The organism is Vibrio minamisatsumaniensis (assembly GCF_050337445.1).
GTDB lineage: Bacteria > Pseudomonadota > Gammaproteobacteria > Enterobacterales > Vibrionaceae > Vibrio > Vibrio artabrorum.
The window spans coordinates 1-24771 of the sequence record NZ_JAKJSY010000028.1 but is presented as its reverse complement, the minus strand read 5'-3'; the positions used below and the strand labels follow the sequence as shown (position 1 = coordinate 24771).

General features: G+C 46.5%; 18 protein-coding genes and 1 pseudogene. 2 read left to right on the top strand and 17 right to left on the bottom strand.

Features of this window, described 5'->3' with window-relative positions:
• Positions 1–119: 119 nt before the first annotated feature.
• From accC to L4B77_RS08050, 6 genes and pseudogenes are all read right to left on the bottom strand, one after another.
• The gene (gene accC / locus L4B77_RS08075) at positions 120–1463 is read right to left on the bottom strand and encodes an acetyl-CoA carboxylase biotin carboxylase subunit (protein WP_429749663.1); all 1344 of its coding nucleotides are present in this window, start codon (positions 1461–1463) and stop codon (positions 120–122) included.
• A gap of 15 nt (positions 1464–1478) precedes the next feature.
• A complete protein-coding gene (gene accB / locus L4B77_RS08070; RefSeq protein WP_429749661.1) occupies positions 1479–1961 on the bottom strand; it encodes an acetyl-CoA carboxylase biotin carboxyl carrier protein in 483 nt (160 codons plus the stop codon).
• 74 nt (positions 1962–2035) lie between these two features.
• A complete protein-coding gene (gene aroQ, locus L4B77_RS08065; RefSeq protein ID WP_429749659.1) occupies positions 2036–2485 on the bottom strand; it encodes a type II 3-dehydroquinate dehydratase in 450 nt (149 codons plus the stop codon).
• 322 nt (positions 2486–2807) lie between these two features.
• Complete coding sequence (gene acs, locus L4B77_RS08060) at positions 2808–4757, bottom strand: acetate--CoA ligase (protein WP_429749657.1); 1950 nt, start codon at positions 4755–4757, stop codon at positions 2808–2810.
• Positions 4758–4975: 218 nt separating this feature from the next.
• Positions 4976–5608: a 3'-5' exonuclease gene (locus L4B77_RS08055; RefSeq protein ID WP_429749655.1), complete on the bottom strand. Its 633-nt coding sequence runs from the start codon at positions 5606–5608 to the stop codon at positions 4976–4978.
• An 11-nt stretch (positions 5609–5619) separates the two neighbouring features.
• Positions 5620–7460: pseudogene (locus L4B77_RS08050) on the bottom strand (DUF294 nucleotidyltransferase-like domain-containing protein).
• A gap of 231 nt (positions 7461–7691) precedes the next feature.
• Between L4B77_RS08050 and L4B77_RS08045 the strand changes: the two are divergent.
• A complete protein-coding gene (locus L4B77_RS08045; RefSeq protein ID WP_429749653.1) occupies positions 7692–8888 on the top strand; it encodes a 3-phenylpropionate MFS transporter in 1197 nt (398 codons plus the stop codon).
• 118 nt (positions 8889–9006) lie between these two features.
• Positions 9007–12438, top strand: coding sequence for a hybrid sensor histidine kinase/response regulator (locus L4B77_RS08040; RefSeq protein ID WP_429749651.1), 3432 nt, complete (start codon positions 9007–9009; stop codon positions 12436–12438).
• Between the two features lie 197 nt (positions 12439–12635).
• Here L4B77_RS08040 and L4B77_RS08035 read toward each other — a convergent pair whose 3' ends face one another.
• The 11 genes from L4B77_RS08035 to arcA form a co-directional block, all read right to left on the bottom strand.
• Positions 12636–14339 (bottom strand): sodium:solute symporter family protein, encoded by a 1704-nt coding sequence (locus L4B77_RS08035; RefSeq protein ID WP_429749649.1) that lies wholly within the window; start codon positions 14337–14339, stop codon positions 12636–12638.
• Positions 14340–14349: 10 nt separating this feature from the next.
• Positions 14350–14616: a DUF4212 domain-containing protein gene (locus L4B77_RS08030; RefSeq protein ID WP_261838310.1), complete on the bottom strand. Its 267-nt coding sequence runs from the start codon at positions 14614–14616 to the stop codon at positions 14350–14352.
• A gap of 355 nt (positions 14617–14971) precedes the next feature.
• Complete coding sequence (locus L4B77_RS08025; RefSeq protein ID WP_261838309.1) at positions 14972–15598, bottom strand: MarC family protein; 627 nt, start codon at positions 15596–15598, stop codon at positions 14972–14974.
• A gap of 189 nt (positions 15599–15787) precedes the next feature.
• Positions 15788–16423 (bottom strand): response regulator, encoded by a 636-nt coding sequence (locus tag L4B77_RS08020; RefSeq protein WP_261838308.1) that lies wholly within the window; start codon positions 16421–16423, stop codon positions 15788–15790.
• 212 nt (positions 16424–16635) lie between these two features.
• On the bottom strand, positions 16636–18483 hold the full coding sequence (locus L4B77_RS08015; RefSeq protein ID WP_429749646.1) for a protein-disulfide reductase DsbD: 1848 nt from the start codon (positions 18481–18483) through the stop codon (positions 16636–16638).
• A 170-nt stretch (positions 18484–18653) separates the two neighbouring features.
• Entirely contained in the window at positions 18654–19142 is a 489-nt protein-coding gene (locus L4B77_RS08010; RefSeq protein WP_261838306.1) for an arginine repressor, read from the bottom strand.
• Between the two features lie 319 nt (positions 19143–19461).
• Positions 19462–19926 (bottom strand): aspartate carbamoyltransferase regulatory subunit, encoded by a 465-nt coding sequence (pyrI, locus tag L4B77_RS08005; protein ID WP_261838305.1) that lies wholly within the window; start codon positions 19924–19926, stop codon positions 19462–19464.
• A 15-nt stretch (positions 19927–19941) separates the two neighbouring features.
• Entirely contained in the window at positions 19942–20871 is a 930-nt protein-coding gene (gene pyrB, locus L4B77_RS08000; RefSeq protein WP_261838304.1) for an aspartate carbamoyltransferase, read from the bottom strand.
• A 459-nt stretch (positions 20872–21330) separates the two neighbouring features.
• Complete coding sequence (locus tag L4B77_RS07995) at positions 21331–22341, bottom strand: ornithine carbamoyltransferase (RefSeq protein ID WP_429749643.1); 1011 nt, start codon at positions 22339–22341, stop codon at positions 21331–21333.
• A 140-nt stretch (positions 22342–22481) separates the two neighbouring features.
• Positions 22482–23393, bottom strand: coding sequence for a carbamate kinase (arcC, locus tag L4B77_RS07990; RefSeq protein WP_261838303.1), 912 nt, complete (start codon positions 23391–23393; stop codon positions 22482–22484).
• A gap of 72 nt (positions 23394–23465) precedes the next feature.
• Positions 23466–24689, bottom strand: coding sequence for an arginine deiminase (arcA, locus tag L4B77_RS07985; protein ID WP_261838302.1), 1224 nt, complete (start codon positions 24687–24689; stop codon positions 23466–23468).
• Positions 24690–24771 lie beyond the last annotated feature (82 nt).

Here is a 24771-nt window from a genome sequence, read left to right as displayed (position 1 = left end):
ACCGTGGATTATAAGAGGGATTATGGCGGGGATTTTCACGAGTGTTTAAAAACAAAAATGCCCACCTAAGTGAGCATTTATTACCGTCCTACAGAGAACGTATTACCGATGGCTAGCTTCTATTGCAGACCAAGCTTCTTCTCAAGGTAGTGGATGTTTGCACCACCGTGTTGGAAGTTTTCGTCGTTCATTATCGCGAGTTGTAGTGCAGTGTTGACATTGATTCCTTCAACAATCATCTCACCCAATGCGTTCTTCATACGAGCAATAGCCACATCACGGTTCTCACCGTAAGTGATCAGCTTACCAATCATTGAATCGTAGTGTGGTGGCACTGTGTAACCCGTGTAGATGTGAGATTCCCAACGTACGCCCATGCCGCCTGGTGCGTGGAAACGTTCAATCTTACCTGGTGAAGGTAGGAAACGAACAGGATCTTCAGCATTGATACGACATTCGATTGAGTGGCCGCGTAGCTTAATATCATCCTGAGTGAATGATAGAGGCTGACCGGCAGCAATACGCAGCTGCTCTTTCACTAGGTCGATACCTGTTACCATTTCAGTAATCGTGTGCTCAACCTGGATACGAGTGTTCATTTCGATGAAGTAGAACTCACCGTTCTCGTATAGGAATTCAAATGTACCAGCACCGCGATATCCAATCTCAATACACGCACGAGTACAACGTTCGCCGATGTACTTGCGCATCTCTTCAGTGATACCTGGAGCGGGTGCTTCTTCGACAACTTTCTGGTGACGACGCTGCATAGAACAGTCACGCTCACCTAGGTGGATAGCATTACCTTGACCATCTGCAAGCACTTGTACTTCAATGTGACGAGGGTTTTCTAAGAATTTCTCCATGTAAACCATGTCGTTGTTGAAACAGGCTTTTGCTTCAGCACGAGTCATTGCGATGGCTTCTGTTAGCTCTTTTTCAGAACGAACAACACGCATACCACGACCGCCGCCGCCGCCCGATGCTTTGATGATTACAGGGAAACCAATGCGTTTAGCGTGCGCTTTGTTTTTCGCGTCGTCGTCGTCAAGAGGGCCGTCAGAGCCAGGTACACAAGGTACGCCCGCTTTCTTCATTGACGTGATAGCTGACACTTTGTCACCCATCATGCGAATGGTTTCAGCTTTAGGACCAACGAAGATAAAGCCACTGCGCTCTACCTGTTCTGCAAAGTCGGCATTTTCAGATAGGAAGCCGTAGCCAGGGTGAATAGCGACAGCACCAGTCACTTCAGCCGCGCTGATGATACGAGGAATGTTCAAGTAGCTATCGATACCACGAGCTGGACCGATACAAATGGTTTCATCCGCAAGCAGTACGTGCTTAAGGTCGCGGTCTGCGGTTGAGTGAACCGCTACCGTTTTAATGCCCAGTTCTTTACATGCACGCAAAATACGCAGTGCAATTTCACCGCGGTTCGCGATGACTAATTTATCTAACATAATGAGTGCTCTCTATTATTCGATAATTACTAGAGCTTGATCGAATTCTACTGGTTGACCATCTTCAAGTAGAATTGCCGTGACAACACCAGACTTGTCAGCTTCGATTTGGTTCATCATTTTCATTGCTTCAACGATACATAGTGTTTCGCCGGCAGTAACCGATTGACCAACCTTAACGAATGGTTTGGCATCAGGGCTTGGCGCGCCGTAGAAAGTACCAACCATTGGAGAAAGAACTTGGTGGCCTGTTGGTGCCGCAGGTGTTTCCGCTACAGCAGGTGCTGCTACAGGAGCTGGAGCGGCGGCTGGAGCTGGAGCGGCGGCTGGAGCTGGAGCGGCGGCTGGAGCTGGAGCCGCTGCATATTGAACCGGTGCGACAGGTGCTGTGCTGTTACGACTGATTCGTACTGACTCTTCACCTTCAGAGATTTCTAGCTCAGAAATACCAGACTCTTCAACCAATTCGATTAGCTTTTTGATTTTGCGAATATCCATTGTTTCTTTCTCTTTATCTGTTAATTGAACTTACTCTATGACGGAGTAGGTTAGTAATAGTTTGTTGTTTATGTTTACTTTGCGTTGAGCTTGCTGAGTGCAGCGGTCAAAGCAAATTGATAACCTTGGGCACCTAAGCCACAAATCACCCCTTCTGCTTTATCAGAGAGGTAAGAGTGGTGACGGAATGGTTCACGCGCATGAACATTCGATAGATGAACCTCAATAAATGGGATTGCAACTCCAAGTAATGCATCACGCAGTGCCACACTGGTATGTGTAAAGGCCGCTGGGTTGATAATAATAAAATCAACATTTTGATAAGCACTATGGATAGCTTCAATCAGTTCATACTCACGATTTGACTGTAAGTGAGACAGCTCAACATCGTGTGCTTTCGCTTGCTCGGTCAATGAGCTAATAATCTGGTCAAGTGTTTGAGAGCCATAGTGTGCCGGCTCTCTAAGGCCTAACAAGTTAAGGTTTGGGCCATTTAAAACTAGAATGCGAAACTTTGTAGACATTATGGGGCTATCTTCCTTTATCGTGTTTACGAACGTGAATGTTGCCATTTTATTGAAAATTTGGGATTGATTTCCAGTGAGAAAAACCCAAATTTAAAAATTAGAACCAGATTATAGCTAATTCAGCGCAAATCGCAGCAATTTACTGGTCTAATCTCCTATGAGCGTTGAATTCAATTGTTATCAACTTAACAAAAAAAAGCAATGACCTTAATTTTATCGAAGAGATTTGAGATCAAGAGCAACCATAAAAAAACCGCCACAGAGGTGACGGTTTAAGGCGGAATGGTTTAAACAGTAAGTCGCCGATGCGCTTTATTATTTAGGCAAGTTCTGCTTTTTCGGCAATCAGTTTATCAACCACGCTTGGGTCGGCGAGGGTTGATGTATCACCGAGGTTACTGGTATCGCCGGTGGCAATTTTACGTAAAATACGACGCATGATCTTACCTGAACGAGTTTTTGGCAGTGAGTCTGTCCAATGCAGAACATCGGGTGTTGCGATTGGGCCTATCTCTTTGCGTACCCAGTCTTTTACTTCTTTATGAAGTTCAGCCGTTGGGAACTCGCCATCATTGAGTGTGATGTATGCATAAATGGCTTGGCCTTTAATATCATGAGGAATACCGACAATCGCAGCTTCTGCAATTTTATCGAATGCGACGAGAGCTGATTCTATCTCAGCGGTCCCCATACGGTGACCCGATACGTTCAGTACGTCATCGACACGGCCCGTAATCCAATAGTAGCCGTCTTCATCACGACGAGCTCCATCACTGGTAAAGTACATGCCTTTAAAGGTTGAGAAGTAAGTCTGTTCAAAGCGGTCATGATCACCGTGAACAGTACGCATTTGCCCCGGCCAAGAGTCGAGGATTACGAGGTTGCCGTCTGTTGCACCCTCAATGATGTTACCCATGTTATCAACCAGCGCGGGTTGTACGCCGAAGAATGGACGAGTCGCTGAGCCCGGTTTTAGGGCTGTTGCCCCCGGCAGTGGTGAGATTAATATACCGCCCGTTTCTGTTTGCCACCATGTATCAACAATCGGAGACTGCTCATTACCAATTGTTTTGTAGTACCACTCCCACGCTTCTGGGTTGATGGGTTCACCCACAGAGCCCATAATTCTTAGGCTGTCACGTGAAGTACCTTCAACGGCTTCATTGCCTTTCGCCATCAGTGCACGAATAGCTGTTGGCGCAGTATAAAGAATATTAACTTGGTGCTTATCGACCACTTCACTCATGCGGCTGGTGTTTGGATAATTAGGCACACCCTCAAATAAAATGGTTTTTGCACCATTGGCGAGGGGGCCGTAAACCAGGTAAGTGTGGCCGGTGATCCAACCCACATCGGCTGTACACCAGAAAGTCTCGCCTTCTTGGTAATCGAATACGTATTTGAAGGTCATCGCTGCATAGACAAGGTAGCCACCTGTGGTGTGCATAACGCCTTTCGGTTTACCTGTTGAGCCTGACGTATAAAGGATGAATAGTGGATCTTCGGCGTTCATCTCTTCTGGTGGGCAATCTGCAGATACATTAGCAATTGCATCGTGCCACCACACATCACGGTGTTCGTGCCAAGCCACATCACCGCCAGTGCGTTTGAATACCACAACCTTCTCGATGTTTTTCACTTCAGGGTTGGTCAGTGCTTCATCGACATTCTTCTTCAGTGGAACCGCACGGCCGCCACGCACGCCTTCATCAGCCGTGATAACGACTTTAGAATTGGAGTCGATAATACGACCAGACAGTGCCTCTGGTGAGAAACCACCAAATACTACTGTGTGAACCGCCCCGATACGGGTACACGCCAGCATGGCTACTGCCGCTTCTGGCACCATTGGCATGTATAAACAAACCACATCCCCTTTGCGTACGCCTTGCTCTTTTAAAGCATTCGAAAATAGGCACACTTCTTTGTGCAGTTCATTAAACGTTAGAGTTTTGTCATCAGCCGGGTCATCGCCTTCCCAGATGATAGCGATTTCATCACCGCGCTCTGCAAGGTGGCGGTCGATACAGTTAGCCGAAACGTTAAGCGTGCCGTCTTCAAACCAACGAATATCAATGTGGCCAGGATCGAAAGAGGTGTTTTTTACCTGTGTGAAAGGCTTGATCCAATCCACGATTTTTCCGTGTTCCCCCCAAAAGCCTTCAGGGTCAGAAACCGATTGCTGGTACATGGCTAGGTAAGTGTCATTATCCGCGTGTGTGGTTGATTGAATATTGTCTTTTACCGGATAAACGTGGGCTTCACTCATTGCATCTCTCCTTGTGCCTACATTCCTAATGAACTGGCAACTTCCTTTGTGTTCAGTTTTTAAGTCAATTTCAGGACTGTCTTTGTGCTATCACTCTCGGCTAGGATGGCGATTTTCACAATTAGACTTTAGGATGAGACGCAGTTTTTCACTTACAAAATAGCGAGTTAAGTTCATTTTTGAGAGGTTGCTCTCTATGTGAAGAGGCTGTGGTTGAATTAAGAATATGAAGAGTTGAAACGGGGCAGGTCACCATGTTTCAGGCGAACGAAAATCAGTGCAGCGGAGATAGCGTCTTGTAATGCATCATGTTTATTGACCGGGATAGGCAAATCGAGTTGGCGACAGATGGCGTCGATACTGAGATCGAAATAGGCGTTGGGCAGCTGTCTTTCCAGTTTATCTTGATAAAGCTGACTCACTTCGATCAATCGGTTAGGCAGTGGAAATCCGAGCTGTTTTAAGCAGGCTCGGTCGAGAATTTTTTTATCATAGCGGATGTGGTAGCCGACTAAAGGGCGGTTACCGATAAACTCGAGCAGTTCGATTAAAGCTTGTTTTTCTTCGATGCCGTGCTTTAGATCTTGATGGCGAATGCGGTGGATTTTGATTGAATTGCAATCGAGCGATTGAGGTGCTTGCAGCCGAACCTCAAAGGGCTGGCTGGTTATGATGCGGTTACCGATGATCTTTGTTGCGGCGATGGTGACTAACTCCGCCTGATTGGGGTCTAGGCTGGTGGTTTCACAATCGAGCGATACATATTCATGATCAATAGGCGCAGTAAACAGAGGCTGGTAAAGAGAGCCTTTGAGCTTGTGGTACCAGCAATAGCGAACTAACCTATTCATCGTTCAATCGCCTAATCCCGTATCTGATAGTGGTAGCCGAGCCATTGCTTGAATTTCTTCACCACATGCAGGCTATGACGAAGCAGATCTCTGTCTGCCCGCTCCATCAGTTTGACGTTAATCTTGTTGCTGCTGTGCTGCTGTGCTGCTGAGAAAGCCTTTGGGCTAAGCGCCACTTAAAGAATTGCTTGAGCGCTTCACTGAGATTATCCGCGGTACTTTGCTCGAGTACTTTTTGGCTGACCAACTGTTCAAGACGTTTGAAGGTATTGTTTACGGTGACACCATGCTCCAGACAAAGCGCTCTCACACCATGCACGATAGGGAAAATACCACCTTGTTTGATATCGAGCCCTGACTTGGATTGTTTGACGTTGCCAAATAGGGTGAGGGGAACCGAGAAGTTCAGCGCCGGGCGGCAGAATTCCGCCAAAATCAGTTCCTGTCCTAGCATTAAATCACTGAGGTGCTGTTTGACTGGTTTTAATAACTCTCTATTACCCGCCACTGCGTGTGCATCTGCCATGATCGCAATATCCATTACGGTGTCTGGCGTGGCTTTTTTTACCCAACGGGTGAGGGTCTGTTTCCACTCTTGTTCTGAGTGTACCCACTTCGGATTGTTGACCATCACATTGCCCGGGCACAGTGGGTAACCCAATTGTTGAAGGGTATGAGTGAGATCGTTCATCGCACTTTGGCATTGATGCCACTGCAAACCATCTTGAATGATTAGTGCGTTGTCTTGATCGGTTTTGAGAATTTGTTCGCCGCGACCTTCGGAACCTAACACGATGAGGCAGCAGTGATTATGCAGTGCTGGCGGGATAATCAACTCAAAAGCCTTCTCTATGATCTGCTCATTAACCGCAGAAATCAGCGCCATGATAAAGCGTGTTCGAATCCCATTACGGAGTAAGCTTTCGACCAGTTGACGCTGTTTGTTAGAGGCCATTGCCAATTCTTCAACGCTGGTGGCGCGTGCAATACGTAAAGTGAGAACGTGGGAGTGTGTGGAGAATGCACTGAGGATCTGTGTCATATCCACCATGCCGACCGCATTTTTACCATCACAAACCATCAACCTTTTTACTCGATTTCTGGTCATGGTAATCATGGCGTTAAACAGGAAATCGCCTTGGTTCACGTGCATCACTGGAAACGTTGCGATCTCACCAACGGGTGCATCCAGCGGGAAATCATCGAGCATTACAGCGTGCAATAAATTGGTTCGAGTGACGATTCCATATGGTAAGGAACATAATGATCCAAAAGTTTTTGGATCATTATGTTCTAAATGAATGAGAGCCGAGTCCAAGCCTTGTTCTTTAAGGGTTTGAGTGACTTGGTTGATAGGTTGGTTTGGTTCAAGTATCAGTGGTGGGTGATAGATAGAGTCATCCACTTTGGTCAATATAAACTCGGCTAGATTTTGCTGTTGCTGGGCTGCTTCAATCAGTGCTTTACGTGTCGATAGGTTGCTATCAAAGTAGGCGGCGAATTGGCCGTTAGCGTGGTAAAGCTCGAGAAAAATATCGGTGGGCAGCAGATAACTTAATGTATCTTCGAGCGCGATATATTGGTGTTTAGTGTGAGGTTCAAACTGACTGCGGACATCAAAAATATCTTCATTGGCATAGTGAGCGTAAATCTCACCGTCACTGCTCGCGCGCTCTTCAACAGCCCCTTTGATTAAAATGTGCAGGTGTCGGCTTGGCCTATCAGCTTCCAGTATCACTTCCTGAGAGCAGTAATACACTACGTCTAATGAAGCACGAAGCTTCAACTGTTCCACGTCGGATAGGCTATTGAAGGGTGGGTGCTGCATATTAAATTTGTCAGGCATAAGCATCACAACAAGAAATGGGCGTCTTTAATCAGTCTGACAAAATACCAGAGAAGCTCCAGACGACTTTAGTCTAAATGCGAGTGTGGGTATCGGTGAGTGTGAAATGATTCATTGAAATGCGATATCCAAATCCATTGAATACGGAAATACTATCTCAGTAATAATTCCCTTTTTCATCGCATGTGAGATAGGCATAATTGGTGCTGCTTTTTTCGCACACTTTATAGGTTATGCATGTTTAGTCCTTCTCCCTATGGCTGGATCTCTCAGTATTTTCTTGGTTTCTTTTTTGCCTATGGCGTTTATTTGCCATTTTGGGCGCTGTGGTTTGAAAACCAAGGCGTGTCTGCGGGTGATATTGGCGTATTGATTGGTATCGGCTTTGCAACTCGTTGTGTGGCTAACTTAGTGATTACGCCACGTATTCATAAAGTGGAACATTTAATGCCTGCCTTACGTTGTCTCAGTTTTGCTGCGTTACTGTTTGTTGGGTTCTACTTCTTTACCGGCGGCAGCTTTTTATTGATGTTACTTGCCACGGTACTGTTTAACCTATGCTGTGGACCGATCGTTCCACTTTCGGATGCGATGGCGAACCATTACAGTCGTCTGAAGATGCTTGATTACGGGCGAACTCGCCTTTGGGGGTCGATTGCCTTTATCGCCGGTTCAACGGTTGTCGGTTATTTGGTGGCACAATTTGGCACTGATATGATTTTGTATACGGCGCTTGCCGGGGTGTTGTTGTCATTGGTTCTGGCGATGCGAAATCCTAATGTGATGCCAGTTACGCAATCTGAGCAACAAGCGGCGCGACCAAAACTAGGTGAACTGCTGCGTGAGTCGTCAGTGGTGAAATTTTTAGCCTTGGTGGCATTGTTGCAAGGGAGTCACGCGGCTTATTACAGCTTCAGTGCGATTTATTGGAAAGAAGCCGGGCACTCTGAAGCGATTATTGGTTATTTGTGGAGTTTAGGCGTGGTCGCGGAAGTGGCGGTGTTTGCGCTAAGTAAGCGATTATTCTCAGGCTGGTCACTGCGTACTCTGTTTGTCATTGCTGCACTCGGTGTGATAGCTCGCTGGGGGATCACGGCTTCGACGACCGCCATTGTTGCTTTGGTTCTCGTTCAGCTTCTGCATGGCGTGACGTTTGCTATGGCACATATTGCCGCGATTCAATACATTCAATCTCAAGAACAGAACAAGATGGTGGCACTACAAGCTCTGTATAACGCGATCCCTCTCGGGGCCTTTATCGCACTCATGACCACCTTAAGTGGCTGGGGGTATGAGCGATGGGGAGCGAACATTTTCTGGGGTATGGCTGCAATGGGTGCGCTTGCTCTGTTTATTAAGTTGGATGAGAGAAGTTCAGTGGTTGAGATGAATCAATCCGATTTAGAATCGTCAGAATCACATAGCCAATGCTGATAATTAGAGTCTAAAGCACAGAATTTAAGCGATGCGATTGAGTTAATCACCCATCCTTAGTTAAATGAAACCTCTCCCTTATGGAGAGGTTTTTTTATGGATGAAAAAAGGATTTTCAATGCAAGGATGGATAGTCATTCCCGTCTCTTTAGCCTACTTGGGCGTGTTATTTCTGATCGCTTGGTATGGAGACAGACAAGTTCGTTGGCTATCACGTTGGCGACCGTGGATCTATAGTCTTTCGATTGCGGTGTATTGTACCTCTTGGACCTTCTATGGCACGGTCGGGCAGGCGAGCAATAACCCTTGGTCCTTTTTACCTATTTATCTCGCCCCGATTCTGGTCTTTACACTGGGGTGGCGGATCTTGGCTCGGCTGATTCTGATCGCTAAGCGTGAACACATCACTTCAATTGCCGACTTTATCGCGGCTCGTTACGGAAAGTCTCAGGGCTTAGCGGTCGCGGTGACGGTTATCGCCGTGGTCGGTATTCTTCCTTATATCGCTCTGCAACTGCGTGGTATTACCATGGGGTTAGATATCGTCGCGCCTAACCTGGCGGCTGATTTCGGTTATCAGGATGTTCATGTCTCTTGGTTTGTGGTCGGCGCCTTGGCTATTTTTACGATGCTGTTTGGTACAAGACACATTGACAACACGGAGCACCATCGTGGCATGATGATGGCGGTGGCATTTGAATCCATCGTTAAGCTCGTAGCATTCTTGATTGTCGGTTTGTTTATCCTGTATCTGGCGATGAGCAGCGATAAAATCGACCTGCTTGATGTGGCGACCTCCACTTATCAATCGCCCAATATCCCCACCTTAATCATCCATACGATGTTAACCATGTTGGCGATTGTTTGTTTACCACGTCAGTTTCATACCATGGTGGTTGAGAACGAACGCCCACAAGATTTACACACGGCACGTTGGGTGTTTCCTATTTACCTAATCTTGATGGGGTTGTTTGTGTTACCCATCGCTTGGGCTGGTCAGGGGTTGATCTCTCACCTGCCAGCAGACAGTTATGTTATCAGTGTGCCAATGGCTGAAGGGGCGAATCATATTGCTTTGTTGGCCTTCCTTGGCGGTACATCCGCGGCGAGTGGTATGGTGATTGTTTCAACGATTGCATTAGCCATCATGGTGTCGAACGACTTAGTGATGCCACTACTGTTGCGTCGCGTGCGTCTGACTCAAAGAACACATAAGCATTTTTCGGGTTTGTTATTGGTGATTCGCCGTGGGTTAATCTTGCTGCTTTTGCTTGGTGCCTGGGGTTTTTATCAGGTATTGGATACGATTCATTCCTTATCTGCTATCGGCTTCCTTTCTTTCGCGGCCATTGCACAATTTGCCCCTGCATTACTCGGAGGTTTGTATTGGCGCCCGGGCAATCGAAAAGGCGTGTATGTCGGCTTAATGGTTGGCTCGTTGATTTGGTTGATTACCTTGATGAGCCAAACCAGTATGTTGGCGGGTGATAGTGAAACTAACCTATTGTTGTGGATTATTACGCCGCCAGAGTTATTCAGTCGTTGGGATATCAGCCGCTCAAATTGGGGCATGGTATTGAGTATTGTGCTCAATACTTTGTGTTATGCCGTGGTTTCGATGACAACCAGACCAAGCTTAAGTGAGCGCTTACAATCAGCAGCATTCGTTGGTACACCATGGCCTGAGAATGAAAACATGAGCCTCTATCAGAGCCGTGTCACTGTTGCTGAACTGGAGATGCTGGCATCGCGTTTTGTGGGGCGCAAGCGAGCCAAAAGTGCCTTAAACAGTTATTGGCAACAGCATGGTCAGCCGCTACTCCCTAATCAACAAGCCCCTGCGAGTTTGATTCGACATGCCGAACGTGTACTTGCAGGGGTGTTTGGTGCTTCGTCTGCTAAGTTAGTACTTACTTCTGCTTTGCAGGGCAGAAATATGCAACTTGAAGAAGTGGCGACCATCGTTGATGAAGCTTCAGAATTGTATGACTTCAGCCGTGGCTTACTGCAAGGTGCGATCGAACACATTAGTCAAGGTATTGCGGTGGTCGATAAACGGATGCGTTTGGTTGCATGGAACCAACGTTATTTAGAATTGTTTGAATTCCCGGTCGGTTTGATTCAAGTTGGCCGCCCCATCTCAGATGTTATCCGTCACAATGCGGAGCAAGGTTTGTGTGGCCCGGGTGACCCGGAAGATCATGTTCGCCGCCGCATTTCTCACCTTGAACAAGGCACTCGACATACCTCTTCCCGCATTCGCCCAGATGGCCGAGTCATAGAAGTGCAAGGTAATCCAATGCCCAGTGGTGGCTTCGTGATGAGCTTTACCGACATCACGGTATTCCGACAAGCAGAGCAAGCACTAAAAGAGGCCAACGAGAGCTTAGAATCAAGAGTGCACGAGCGAACTCAGGAGTTGGAAAAGTTGAATCACCGTTTGGTGAAGGCGACACAAATATCGGATCAAGAATCACAATCGAAGAGTCGCTTTCTTGCCGCGGTGAGTCACGATTTGATGCAACCTCTGAATGCTGCTCGTCTGTTTGCTTCGTCGCTTTCAGAGGTGGCTAAAGAACAAGAGGTAAAACAACTTTCGTCTCATATTGAAAGCGCGCTGGGTGCCGCTGAAGATCTGATTGGTGACTTGTTGGATATTTCTCGATTGGAATCCGGCAAATTAGAAACCAATGTTCACGCGATTGCGGTGCACGATGTTCTCACTCATTTGAATGCGGAATTCAGCGCTCTTGCTACACAACAAAAGATTCAATTCAAGATGATCCCATCATCACTGTTTATTCATTCAGATCCTAAGTTGTTAAGGCGTGTGATTCAGAACTTTTTGACCAATGCTTTCCGCTATAACCCTGAAGGAAAAGTGGTACTTGGTGCGAGACGCGTCGACGGACAGGTACGAATTGATGTGTGGGATAACGGAACCGGCATCGATGAAGATAAACAGCAAGAGATCTTTGAAGAGTTTACGCGAGGCAGTCAAGTACGTGCTGATCAAGGTCTAGGTTTAGGGTTAGCCATCTCTAAAGGTATCGCCCATGTACTGGGTCATCAAATATCGATGCGTTCATGGCCCGGTCAAGGCAGTGTCTTTTCCATTACCTTAGCTCGAGCGGAAAAAGTGGCTCCGGTTGTGCAAGCTTCGATGCCAATGGCGACCAGTGACATCGAACACCTGAAGATATTGTGCGTCGACAATGAGCGAGAGATTTTAGTCGGCATGGAAAACTTGATTGGTCGTTGGGGCTGTGAGGTTAAGACGGCGGTTGATCTGGTTGAAAGTTTGAAGTGTTTAGATGAGGGGTGGCAGCCAGATGTCATTTTCTCGGATTATCGTTTGGATAATGGTAGAACCGGGCTGGAAGTTTTACAACAGTGTCGTTTACGTCTTGGCGGTGCTTTCGAAGGCGTTATTATTAGCGCGGATAGAACCGATGAGATGTTGGCCGTGATAAAGGCCAATGGCTTTAGCTTTATCGCTAAGCCTGTGAAGCCACTCAAACTAAGGGCAGTCTTAAATCGAGTGATGTAGATAAAGATCATGTGGGATCGATAAGATCTCGGCTAGCCTTTAAATAAGGCGTGTTCGACGGTTGCGGGGGCATGAAAAGATCCTCATAAAAAAGCCGACACATGAATCATGCATCGGCTTTCTGGAGTCAGTACCTAATCCCTATAATGTCAGTACTGATTCATTATTTGCTAAACATCTTTGTTTAGTGGTCGTGCTTAGTGGTCGTGAGCTTCACCTGCACCTTTCGGGTAACGGATATTCTCAACCATATCTTGTACATCTTGTGGTACTTCAGCGGTTACTTTGTTTACCACAATCGATACGACGAAGTTTAGACACATACCTAGCGTACCGATGCCTTCTGGACTGATACCAAACCACCAGTTTTCAGGTGTGCTTGCGGCTGGGTTTATGAACTTGAAGTAGATGATGTAGCTTGCTGTGAAGGCTATACCTGACAGCATACCTGCAATTGCGCCTTCCTTGTTCATCTTCTTGTAGAAGATACCTAGGATAATCGCAGGGAAGAAGGATGCGGCGGCTAAGCCGAAGGCAAACGCGACAACCTGTGCTACAAAGCCTGGTGGGTTAATACCTAAGTAACCGGCACCGACAATCGCGATGATGGCTGCTAGACGAGCGGCTAACAGCTCCTGCTTGTCGGTCATGTTGGGTCTGAAGCCTTTCTTCAACAAGTCATGAGAGATAGATGTTGAGATGACCAATAGTAGACCTGCGGCTGTTGATAGTGCAGCTGCTAGGCCACCTGCAGCCAGTAGTGCGACCACCCAGTTTGGTAGTTTCGCTAGCTCTGGAGATGCCAGTACGATGATGTCACGGTTAATCTTCATCTCATTGCGTTCATCGCCCGAGTAGAACATTTTGCCATCGCCGTTCTTATCTTCCCAACCGACTAGGCCAGTGCTTTCCCAGTTTTTATACCAGCTTGGTGCATCTGCTGCTGTGACACCTTGCATGTCAGGGCCGTTGATTGTTTCGATCATGTTGACACGAGCGAATGCTGCAACGCCGGGTGCGGTGGTGTATAGCAAGGAGATGAACAGTAGAGCCCAACCCGCAGAGATACGAGCATCACGTACTTTTGGTACCGTGAAGAAACGAATGATTACGTGTGGAAGACCCGCAGTACCGACCATGAGAGCGGCACAGATGAAGAAGACATCTACCATACTCTTGTTACCTTCGGTATAGGCGGTAAATCCGAGTTCTTCGGTGAGTTCATCCAGTTTATCAAGTAAGTAAACATCCGTGCCTGACAGCGTTGAACCCATACCAACTTGTGGAAGCGGGTTACCTGTCATCATGATTGAGGTAAAGATTGCAGGAACCAGAAAGGCGAAAATGAGGACACAGAATTGCGCTACCTGCGTGTAAGTGATGCCTTTCATACCACCCAGTACAGCGTAGAAGAACACAATACCCATACCAATGATGATGCCCAGATTAATATCGACTTCTAGGAAGCGGGAGAATACAACACCCACACCACGCATCTGGCCGGCCACGTATGTGAACGATATAAAGATCGCACAGAAGACCGCGACCATGCGTGCTGTTTTCGAGTAGTAACGCTCACCGATAAAATCAGGAACCGTAAACTGACCGAACTTACGTAAGTAAGGGGCCAAACATAGCGCAAGCAGTACATAACCACCGGTCCAACCCATTAGGTAAACCGCACCGTCGTAACCTACGAATGAGATGATACCTGCCATTGAAATGAATGATGCTGCTGACATCCAGTCAGCGGCGGTCGCCATGCCGTTTGCTACTGGGTGTACGCCGCCGCCAGCAACGTAGAACTCACTGGTTGACCCTGCACGAGCCCAGATTGCGATGCCGATATATACCGCGAAAGTAATACCGACGAGAATAAACGTCCAAGTTTGAATATCCATGTTCTAGCCTCTAGTCTTCCTGTACGTTGTATTTTTTGTCGAGCGCATTCATGCGAACAACGTATATAAATATCAGCGCCACGAAGGTGTATATCGAACCTTGTTGAGCGAACCAAAAGCCGAGCTTGAACCCGCCAAATTGAACGGCATTGAGGGCATCCACAAATAAGATGCCAGCGCCGTAAGACACTGCAAACCAAACCGCGAGCAGTGTTCCCATAATTCCCAAGTTTTCCTTCCAGTAGGCTTGAGCATGTTCTGTCGATTCGAACGCCATTGCCTTCTCCTTTATTCCGTTTTCGTAGAAATCGTTTCTGTCGAATATTACCGTGTTAACGTAATGTTACGATTTAGAATGTAGCAAGAATAAGTCAAGGGATCTGTGCAACTTTAGTAGGGAGTGTATTAGCACTCATTGACTGAAATATGGGACATAGGAGACAGAACTGCACAAAAGTGTGATGTTGCAATCTTGTTAAATTAGCCAAAAGTCTAAGTTTCGGATGGATTTGCAGTGAGGCGAATAGAAAAGAGTCTAAATTGGTACTATTGACGGCTTGATGCACTGGAGCAATTGGAAGCTCTAAAGGCGCATGACCGTCTTGGGCGCTTCCAATTGCTAGGATGAAGGACTAAAGATAAAAGTTTTTAATGCCCATTAGGAGGTTATTGACCGCGACGGCAGCAAGGATCAGCCCCATCACTCGACTTATGATCGCAGCGCCTACATTACCAATCACTTTCTGGATCTTAGTGGCACCAAATAAAAGCAATAGGGTAATGACTAAAACAGCGACCATGACACCGGCCGTGATGCTCTGGTCGATCAGAGAGTAGCGGTTGTTGTCGGTAAGCATCACAATGGCCATCATCGCCCCTGGAGATGCAATCGATGGTATCGCTAAAGGGTAGACGGCTAAATCCGCCAACTCAGAATGACAGATTTCTTCTGATATTTTTTGTTCTTGCTCTGGTTTGCTTTCACCAAAAATCATCGTCAATGCGAACAATAACAGGACCAATCCCCCCGCCGCCTGAAAGGCTGGAAGTGGGATTTGCATTGCTTCTAGTAACAGTTGACCAGCAATCAAGAAAAACAAGAGAACCCCTGTTGCGATAGCGACAGCTTTGAGTGCAACAATGCGTCTTTGTTTTGGAGTGAGGCGTTGAGTTTGAGATAAGTAGACGGGAACAGAACCGATTGGGTCGATAACGGCCCATAAAACAACAAATTGAGTAACAATAAGGCTAGTAAGCAAGGAAAATCTCCCAGAGTTAGTGACAGAGGGACAAAAGGTGTCTAGATAGCCACCGAATCCATTATAGTGTTTATTATTCTCTTTAAGTCATTTTTGTGTGAGAGGTTCATGCTAATTTAACGTTAATGGCGCCACTTTATTGGTATTTCGCTACTTTTCATGAATTTTAATTGCTTTTATCTTGAGTGGCTAACCTTGGGTTTCCATCTGTTGCAGCAAGATAACCGCTTGAGTTCGGTTTTTGACATTCAGTTTACGGAAGATGGCCGTCATATGCGCTTTGATCGTTGCCTCTGAAACATTCAATTCATACGCGATTTGCTTATTCAGCAAACCGTCAGAAAGCATCCCTAATACCTTGTACTGCTGAGGCGTCAATGTGGAAATCTTTTCCGCAAGGTCGCTACACGCTGCATTATTGGTGATCAGCCCTTCAGGGAAGAACGGGTCGCCATTCAGCACTTGATTGAGTGCGTTCACTAACTCACACATATCGCTTGATTTAGGAATGAAGCCAAAAGCACCATGACTTTTAACTTGGCTGACAACGCTGGAATCTTCGCTGGCAGAAATCACCACAATCGGTAACTCTGGGTATTCAGCACGCAGTTGAATCAAGCCTGACATCCCATTTGCGCCCGGCATTTTCAGATCAAGAAGCAGTAGGTCTGGTTCATCTTCTTTTTTTAATAGCGCCAATAGGCCATCAAGAGAATCAGCCTCAAGCAGGTTCGCGCCACTGATCGCCATATGAACTGACTGAAACAGGGCGTTGCGAAAGAGTGGGTGGTCATCAGCAATAATGATGGTATAGGTCGAGTCCATGACATTCATACTTTTAACAATTTAGTTGATATTTATTATCATCTTGATTGAGTGGGTGGACAATATTTATCCATTAAAAGTCTGAACCATATCGAGTTTTATCCTCAGAATAAGACGCGGTTACTCTTAATCGCAAAAAAGCCACACAGCTATCTCGTTACTGAGCAGCGGTGTGGCTTTCGTCAATGCTTATATTCGGACGAATTACGACGTTATAGCTGGTGGTGTTGCAGGTGTTTTAAGAACTCATCAGCAGGCATAAACCCCGTCACTCGAGCGCTGGGAATAGGGGTGCCTTCGCTATCCCAAAACTCTATCGTTGGCAAACCGAGTACCTGTAGCTGCTTCAGTAGCTGAATGTCTTGAGGTGTATTCTTGGTGACATCGGCCTGAAGTAGTACAAAGTCAGAAAGCTTGTTCTCAACATCCGCTTGATGGAAGGTGTACTTCTCAAACTCTTTACACGCCACACACCAATCCGCGTAGAAATCGAGCATCACCGGTTTCCCCAGTTTTCTTGCTTCGCTTAGTTGCATCTCTAATTCTTCAACGGTGTGAATACGAGAAAACTGTACCTGTTGCTGTGCCACGATGTTCTTTTCTGCGAACCAGTAATTCAATGCCGGTTGAGCTGATGCGAATAGGCCGAGCATCGCGATGATACCAACGAAACTCTGTTTCCAGCCACCGAAGGGCAGTGCATTTTTAGTGTGGTAAAGCCAACCAAATGCGATGAAGCCAAGGCCAGACCAAAGCACCGTCGCCCATAATTCAGGAATGATGCGTTCTAGTAAGAAGATCGGTGCCGCAAGCAAGACAAAACCAAATACGACCTTCACTTTCTCCATCCAGCTTCCCGCTTTCGGCAGTAGCTTATTCCCAAAGACGGCAACCAAGATCAGCGGGATACCCATACCTATCGCTAAGGCATACAGAGCAATCGCTCCAGTCAATAGGTCGCCACTTTGAGCCACATACAGCAGCGCGCCTGACAATGGTGCCGTGGTGCAAGGCGAGCAGACTAAGCCAGAGATCGCGCCCATTGCGAATACGCCCAAGGTATTACCACCTTGCTGCTTGTTGCTTTGATTGTTAAGCCAAGTTTGGATGCTGCTCGGCAGTTGCAGGTTATAAACGCCAAACATCGACATGGCTAACGCCACGAACAGAACACTCAGTGTGATTAACACATATGGGTGCTGCATGGCAGCTTGAAACTGCATGCCTGCTGAAGCAACGACTAAACCTAATAAGGTGTAGGTTAACGCCATGCCTTGCACATAAATAAAGGACAGCATCAGCGCACGACCTTGGCTGAGCTTGCCACCACCTAAAACGATACCCGTCAGAATCGGATACATAGGCAGTACACACGGCGTAAAGGCTAAACCAACACCGAGCGCTAAGAATAAGAGAGGGGTCCACCAACTGTCACCGAGCTTATCGGCTAAGCTTACTTCCTTTGAAACAGGGGCGCTTGGCGGTTGAGTCGTGTTACTTACAACGTCTGCTTTTGGAGACGTTGGTTGCGTAGAAACATCGGTCTCGTGGCTAGCAGAAAATGAAGCTTGTGAGTCACTACCTTGCGAACTAGGAGAACCCGTTGCTGTAAATGGCTGAATATCAATGATGCGGGTTTCTGGTGGATAACAGAACCCCGCATCTGCACAACCTTGATATTGAACGATCAGCTGAGAGCCATCTTGGTAATTCTGTAATGGAACTTGTACGAATAATGGTTGAGTGTAGATGTTCACCTCACCAAAGAATTCATCTTGGTGTGGTTGGCCATCTTCCATTTCAACAGGGCCGATCGCGAGGTTTTTGCCACTAAAAGAGAGGCTGTGTTGGTAGAGGTAGTAGCCCTCCTTTACTTGCCAGTCGAGAAGGACCTTGCCATCTTTTTGGTAGTAATTGAAAGGAAAAGCTTGGTCGACAGGGACAAAGCCATTGTTATTGGCGCCAAAGCTTGGCTGGGCGTTATTGTTCCCAAAAGCAGCCAAGACTGGTTGAGTGAATAGGGAAACACAAACAAAAAGTAATGTGGCAAGTCGTCGCATACTATCAGTCATAAAAGTGGGGTTAGAGATATCTTAACTCATCAGACCGTAATAGTTTGCGATTAGTTTCATCGACGAACAACCCTCTAAGGTGACGGGGTTATTTTCTTGGGGATTCGAGACAGGACTTGGAGTCCGACATGCGCCATTAGTCCTTGTCAATACAACGTTTAGGCAACGCCCAAGCGTGCCCTTACGACTTGTTCGCAAGCTTCAATATTACTCGTGTCTTTCGGAATAATTAATACCGTATCGTTACCACCAACCGTTCCGATTATTTCGGTATGCGGATCGATATCAACTAACCTTGCCACCAGTTGCGCGCAACCTGGATTTGTCTTTACGATCACCATGGCTTGATTGTGAGTAATCAGTTCGATTTGCGATGAGATTGACGCATCAACACGGACCGGTGCGCTTTCCACGGTGATACAGTACACCTTTTTCCCACAGGCGTTTTGAATTTTTACGACACCTAACTGTGACAAAATGCGCGAGACGGTCGATTGGCTTATACCATTATAGCCAATGTCGACGAGCTTCTCTCGAAGTTGATTTTGGGTCGAGAAGCTTTGTTGTTGCAGTAAGCGCTTACACGCAGCCGTCAGTGTTTTATCTTCCGCTGAATACAAACAACCGTGCTCAGTGATTTGGTTCATGAACAACCCCTTAAAGTTACGGTGTGGATATTGCTCATCCATAGTGTTAAGCACACTCTTAAAGCCATAGAGTGCGATTCTAAAGATGAATTCCAAAGTAAATGGCAGAAGGTATGTATGATGTGTTATCTCCTGCATATGCAGTCTACCACTAAAGGATAGTTATCTTTTTGAGGGCGATCACCAAATAAAATTCTATTTGATTCGGTTTAAGTTGGATTTTTACTCTTCGGTGGAATGGATATTTATTCCGAGGAGCTTGGCATAAATATCCATTGATATTAGGGGGCTGTGGTGTGCGTGATAATAGTGCTAAGGGTTAGCGAATTTCACTCATGATCTCGCGAGAGAATACTTTTTCACAGTAATGGCATTTTAGCTGCACATTTTCCTGTTTTAGCTGCACTTTAAAGTGACTTTCGACAGGCTCACCGTGTGAAATACAGTTGCTATTTGGGCAAGCGAACACACTGTTGATTTGATCTGGCAGCACCAGGGTTAGCTTATTGACGACTTTGTACTCTTCAATTTGATTCACGGTCGCTTGCGGAGCATACAGAGCCAATTGATTGGCTTGTTCCTTAGTCAGAAAGATATTCTCAATCTTGATCAGATCTTTATGGCCCAGTGCGGATGAAGGCAAATTTAGCCCTATCGTGATGCGTTGCTCGGTTTTGTGTAATTTAAACAGTTTGAGGATCTTGATCCCAAGGTGAGCAGGGATGTGGTCAATGACACTGCCGTTACGAATGGCTTCTACTTGTAGCTGAGTTTGTTTAACCATGACTGTTTCTCCTGCTTATAAAGTGTCGTTAAGAACTAGGGCTAGTAAAGCTTCACGTGCATACACACCGTTTTCAGCTTGTTCGAAATAGTAAGCGTGTGGTGTTTTATCGACGTCGGTTGTGATTTCATCGACACGTGGTAGTGGATGCAGCACCTTCATGTTTTGGCGAGCGTCTTTCAGCGTATCAGCCGTTAGAATGTAAGCGGATTTCATATGAGCGTATTCTGACGCATCAAAGCGCTCTTTCTGTACGCGTGTCATGTACAGAACATCCAGCTCTGGCACCACATCTTCAATGCTGCTGTGCATGCTGTATTGGATGCCCATCTCTTCCAGTTCTTCACAGATGTAATCCGGCATGGCTAACACTTCTGGTGCGATAAAGAAAAAACGTACGTTGTTGAATTTTGACAGTGCTTGTGTCAACGAGTGCACGGTGCGGCCATATTTTAGGTCACCAACGAATGCCACATTGAGGTTGTCGAGTGTGCCTTGCGTTTCGTAAATCGAGAACAGATCCAACAAGGTTTGAGTCGGGTGCTGGTTTGCACCATCGCCGCCATTGACAACCGGAACACCGTTAGAAAATTCAGAGGCTAAGCGTGCAGCGCCTTCTTGTGGGTGACGCATCACAAAGGCATCGACGTAAGAAGAGATAACCTGCACCGAATCGGCCAGGGTTTCGCCTTTTTTCGCCAATGACGTGTTACCGCCATTATCAAAACCGATGACGGTACCGCCTAGGCGTTGAACAGCGGTTTCAAATGAAAGGCGAGTTCGAGTTGAAGGCTCAAAGAAGCAGCTTGCCACCACCTTATTTTTCAACAGCTCTGGATTTGGCTCGGCTTTGAGTCTTGCTGCAGTATCGACGATAAGCTCCAGTTCATCGCGAGAGAGCTCTGGAATGGAGATGATGTGCTTGTTAAATAACGAATGCGCCATAACGGGTCTTCCTTTTTTATGCATACAGTCAAATTGCGGACAAAAAAAAGCCCCCTAAAAATAGGAGGCTTCGAAACGATCAATAGAGCAAAATAAAAATGATACCAACGCCACTCTTTGACGTGTCGTTTGACAATTATGTGCGACAGAATTGCGGTTCATTTTTTGCTCTCTTAAGACAAATTGCGGAGGATTATACTGAGATAAAAATACCATGCAATACTTTCTGTAAAGTATTCATTTAATAGATTTTTATGCGAGATAGCGTCTATTTGTTGAGGCTGTTTAAGTCTTTGTTAGGACTAAAAATCTCTGGGTTTATCGGGTCGTAACATCTTCGGGTGTGTGAAAAAAAATGCGGGTTTTATCCAAGGTCAAAATCCCAAGAACGCCACCCGCATTTCCCTGCTAAGGCACTTCACTTGTCAATGTCTTGTGAACAAGTGCGTGCTTCATTTCTTAACTAACTAATGTCGCTACCATGACTGCTTTGATAGTGTGCATGCGGTTTTCTGCTTCATCGAAGACGATTGAGTATTCAGATTCAACCACTTCATCGGTCACTTCAACGCCATCTTTTAGTTGCGGATATTCAGCAGCAAGCTGTTTACCAACCGTAGTATCTTCGCCGTGGAACGCCGGTAGGCAGTGCATGAATTTCACATGCGGGTTGCCTGTTGCCTTGATCATATCCATGTTGACTTGGTAAGGCATCATTAGGTTGATACGCTCAGCCCACGCTTCTTTTGCTTCGCCCATCGATACCCAAACGTCGGTGTATAGGAAGTCACAACCCTGCACGCCTTCTTGAACATCTTCTGTTAGCGTGATTTTGCCGCCCGTGTGTTCTGCGATTTCACGACATTGAGCCAATAGCTCTTCTTGTGGCCAGAATTGTTTTGGAGCAACAAGGCGAATGTCCATGCCCATTTTCGCCGCGCCTACCATCAGAGAGTTACCCATGTTGTTGCGAGCATCACCTAGGTAAGCAAAGCTGATTTCATGCAACTGTTTACCACGGCCGTATTCCGTCATAGTGAGGAAGTCAGCCAGGATTTGTGTTGGGTGGAATTCATCAGTCAGGCCATTCCATACTGGCACACCAGCGTAAGCGCCTAGCTCTTCAACGATTTCTTGACCGAAGCCACGGTATTCAATGCCATCGTACATACGGCCAAGAACGCGAGCAGTGTCTTTCATTGATTCTTTGTGGCCAATTTGAGAGCCTGATGGGCCTAAGTAAGAAACGCGAGCGCCTTGGTCGAATGCCGCTACTTCAAATGCGCAGCGAGTACGAGTTGATGTTTTCTCAAAGATAAGCGCAATGTTCTTGCCAGTCAGTGTTGGCTGTTCGTAACCGTTGTACTTCGCTTTTTTGAGTTCCATTGAAAGATCCAACAAGTGTTGAATTTCGCGTGGAGTGAAATCTAGTAATTTTAGGAAGTTACGATTGCGTAGGTTAAAAGCCATGATGTATTCCTTCTTAGATTTAGGCGCTTTCTTGTTACAGGGAAAGAAAAGTCAAGAAAGCGCGATTCAATTTTTAAGTTAAATTTATTTAGTTCGATTGGTTCTATTTTTTTACAAGGTTATAGAAACTTGTTAGCACATTAATCTTTAGTGATATTGGTACCCGCTAGGCCTTGCAGGATTTGCAAACCATCTTCGAGTGCGCCGATACCGACCACCTTGCCGCCTTGCTGAATGAATTCGCACGATGCTTCAATTTTTGGCCCCATGGAGCCGGCATCAAATTCGAATTGCGCCAGTTCACTTGGTGTGGTGCTACGCAGTGCGTGTTGAGTTGGTTTGCCCCAATCAAGGTAAACCGCGTCCGCATCAGTCAAGATAAGCAGCGCATCCGCATCCAGTTGTTTTGCCAAGAAAGCCGCAGACATGTCTTTATCGATAACCGCTTCGACACCGACTAATTTGCCGTTTTCTTTCTTCACTGGGATGCCACCACCGCCAGTACAAATCACGAGATGGCCCGCATCGATAAGTTGGGTGATCGCTTCGTGCTCAACAATGCCAGTAGGACGTGGGCTTGGTACCACGCGACGGAAGTGTTGGCCGTCGGGTTTTACGATCCAGTGGAATTTCTCAGCTAATTCACGCGCTTCCGCTTCTTCGTAGATCGGGCCAATCGGCTTGGTTGGATCAGCGAATGCAGGATCGTTTGGATCAACGGTCATTTGCGTCAACATGCACGAGATGTTGCGGTCAGGCAGGTAATTCTTGAACTCTTGCATCAGCATATAGCCGATCATGCCTTGTGTTTCACTGCCCAAGACATCTAGCGGATACGGGTTTACTTTTTTGTATTCCAAACCTTGCAGAGCAAGTAGGCCAACCTGCGGGCCATTACCGTGTACTAGAACCACGTTGTACACTTTCGCGATTTCAGAGATGGTTTTAACAGCGGTTTCAATATTACGGCGTTGAACATCAGCTTCTAACGGTTCACCGCGACGAAGTAGGGCATTACCGCCGAGTGCAACAACAACTGTTTGCTTAGTCATAATTGTGTTCTCTCATTTTGGTCAAGTTGAAACGATTTAAGATCGTTCAACTTGACCGTTTCGTCTTAGTGATTAGATACCATCACGCTCAATTGGGCAGCTCATGCAGCGTGCGCCACCGCGACCGCGGCCCAGTTCATCTCCTGGAATAGGAAGAACGGTGATGCCTGCTTTGTCGTATTTCTCGTTGGTGTAAGTGTTGCCTTCGTAGCCGATAACTACGCCTGGTTTCACTGTAAGAACATTGTTCGCGTCATTCCACTGCTCACGTTCTGCGTGGAAGTTGTCACCACCGGTTGTGATAAGGTTTAGCTTGTCTACGCCAAGTGCTTTCTCGATAGCCGTTACGAAGTAGCCTTCTTCTTTGACGTTAACTGCGCCCGACTCATCGCCAGTTAGGCTCCAGCACTTCACATCTTTACGTACCACTTCTGGGTAGACAGAGAAGGTGTCTTCGTTCATGTGCGTCATTACGGTATCTAGGTGCATGCAAGAACGGTGTTTCGGAAGCTCCATCGCAATGATCTGCTTCGCCTGGCCATGTTTGAATAGGCCTGATGCTAAGTGCTCAACACCTTGTGCGGTGGTACGTTCAGACATACCGATAAGTACTGTGCCGCGACCGATAACCAATACGTCACCGCCTTCGATGGTTGAGTTGTCGTAGTGGATGTTTTCGTCATCGCCAAAGTATTTGATGAAGTCTTGGCCGGCGAATGTTGGGTGCCAGCGGTAAATTGCGCGAACATGGTTTGTTTCACGTTGACGAGCAGGTTTCGCCATCGGGTTGATAGAGACACCACCGTATACCCAGCAAGAGGTGTCGCGTGTAAATAGGTGATTTGGTAGAGGTTCGATAATGAAGTCTGTTGGTGCGTGCATGCCTTGCATCATCGAAGAAGACGTCATTGGCATTTCAGCGTAAGACAGGCCACCGGTTAGAATTTTGGCTAATTCCAAATTTGGCAGATCGCCTAGGTAGCAGCGCACATCATTGGCGAAGGTTTTACCCAAACGGTAATCAGATACCTGGCAGTTTAATAGCCAATCTTTCGCTTCTGGCACTGCTAGTGTATCAGCGAGCAGGTCAGTAAGAAGAAGAACTTCGACACCTTGATCACGTAACGTTTGAGTAAATACGTCATGCTCTTGACCTGCACGCTCAACAGCCAGTACGTCATCAAATAGCAAATCGTGACAGTTAGAGGGTGTTAGGTGAGTCAGTGCACGTCTCGGGCGGTGAACTAGAACGCGGCGTAATTGACCTATTTCAGAACCAACATAGAACTTACTCATGATCGTCTCTCTCTTATATATTTGAATTACTTTTATCGCTAAGAGTAATTATTTATTTTCAGTTGAGAATAATGAATTGAAT

Coding starts and splice junctions, on each gene's coding strand:
- accC (WP_429749663.1), bottom strand. CDS start 1,463: ATGTTAGATAAATTAGTCATCGCGAACCGCGGTGAAATTGCACTGCGT.
- accB (WP_429749661.1), bottom strand. CDS start 1,961: ATGGATATTCGCAAAATCAAAAAGCTAATCGAATTGGTTGAAGAGTCT.
- aroQ (WP_429749659.1), bottom strand. CDS start 2,485: ATGTCTACAAAGTTTCGCATTCTAGTTTTAAATGGCCCAAACCTTAAC.
- acs (WP_429749657.1), bottom strand. CDS start 4,757: ATGAGTGAAGCCCACGTTTATCCGGTAAAAGACAATATTCAATCAACC.
- L4B77_RS08055 (WP_429749655.1), bottom strand. CDS start 5,608: ATGAATAGGTTAGTTCGCTATTGCTGGTACCACAAGCTCAAAGGCTCT.
- L4B77_RS08045 (WP_429749653.1), top strand. CDS start 7,692: ATGTTTAGTCCTTCTCCCTATGGCTGGATCTCTCAGTATTTTCTTGGT.
- L4B77_RS08040 (WP_429749651.1), top strand. CDS start 9,007: ATGCAAGGATGGATAGTCATTCCCGTCTCTTTAGCCTACTTGGGCGTG.
- L4B77_RS08035 (WP_429749649.1), bottom strand. CDS start 14,339: ATGGATATTCAAACTTGGACGTTTATTCTCGTCGGTATTACTTTCGCG.
- L4B77_RS08030 (WP_261838310.1), bottom strand. CDS start 14,616: ATGGCGTTCGAATCGACAGAACATGCTCAAGCCTACTGGAAGGAAAAC.
- L4B77_RS08020 (WP_261838308.1), bottom strand. CDS start 16,423: ATGGACTCGACCTATACCATCATTATTGCTGATGACCACCCACTCTTT.
- L4B77_RS08015 (WP_429749646.1), bottom strand. CDS start 18,483: ATGCGACGACTTGCCACATTACTTTTTGTTTGTGTTTCCCTATTCACT.
- L4B77_RS08010 (WP_261838306.1), bottom strand. CDS start 19,142: ATGAACCAAATCACTGAGCACGGTTGTTTGTATTCAGCGGAAGATAAA.
- pyrI (WP_261838305.1), bottom strand. CDS start 19,926: ATGGTTAAACAAACTCAGCTACAAGTAGAAGCCATTCGTAACGGCAGT.
- pyrB (WP_261838304.1), bottom strand. CDS start 20,871: ATGGCGCATTCGTTATTTAACAAGCACATCATCTCCATTCCAGAGCTC.
- L4B77_RS07995 (WP_429749643.1), bottom strand. CDS start 22,341: ATGGCTTTTAACCTACGCAATCGTAACTTCCTAAAATTACTAGATTTC.
- arcC (WP_261838303.1), bottom strand. CDS start 23,393: ATGACTAAGCAAACAGTTGTTGTTGCACTCGGCGGTAATGCCCTACTT.
- arcA (WP_261838302.1), bottom strand. CDS start 24,689: ATGAGTAAGTTCTATGTTGGTTCTGAAATAGGTCAATTACGCCGCGTT.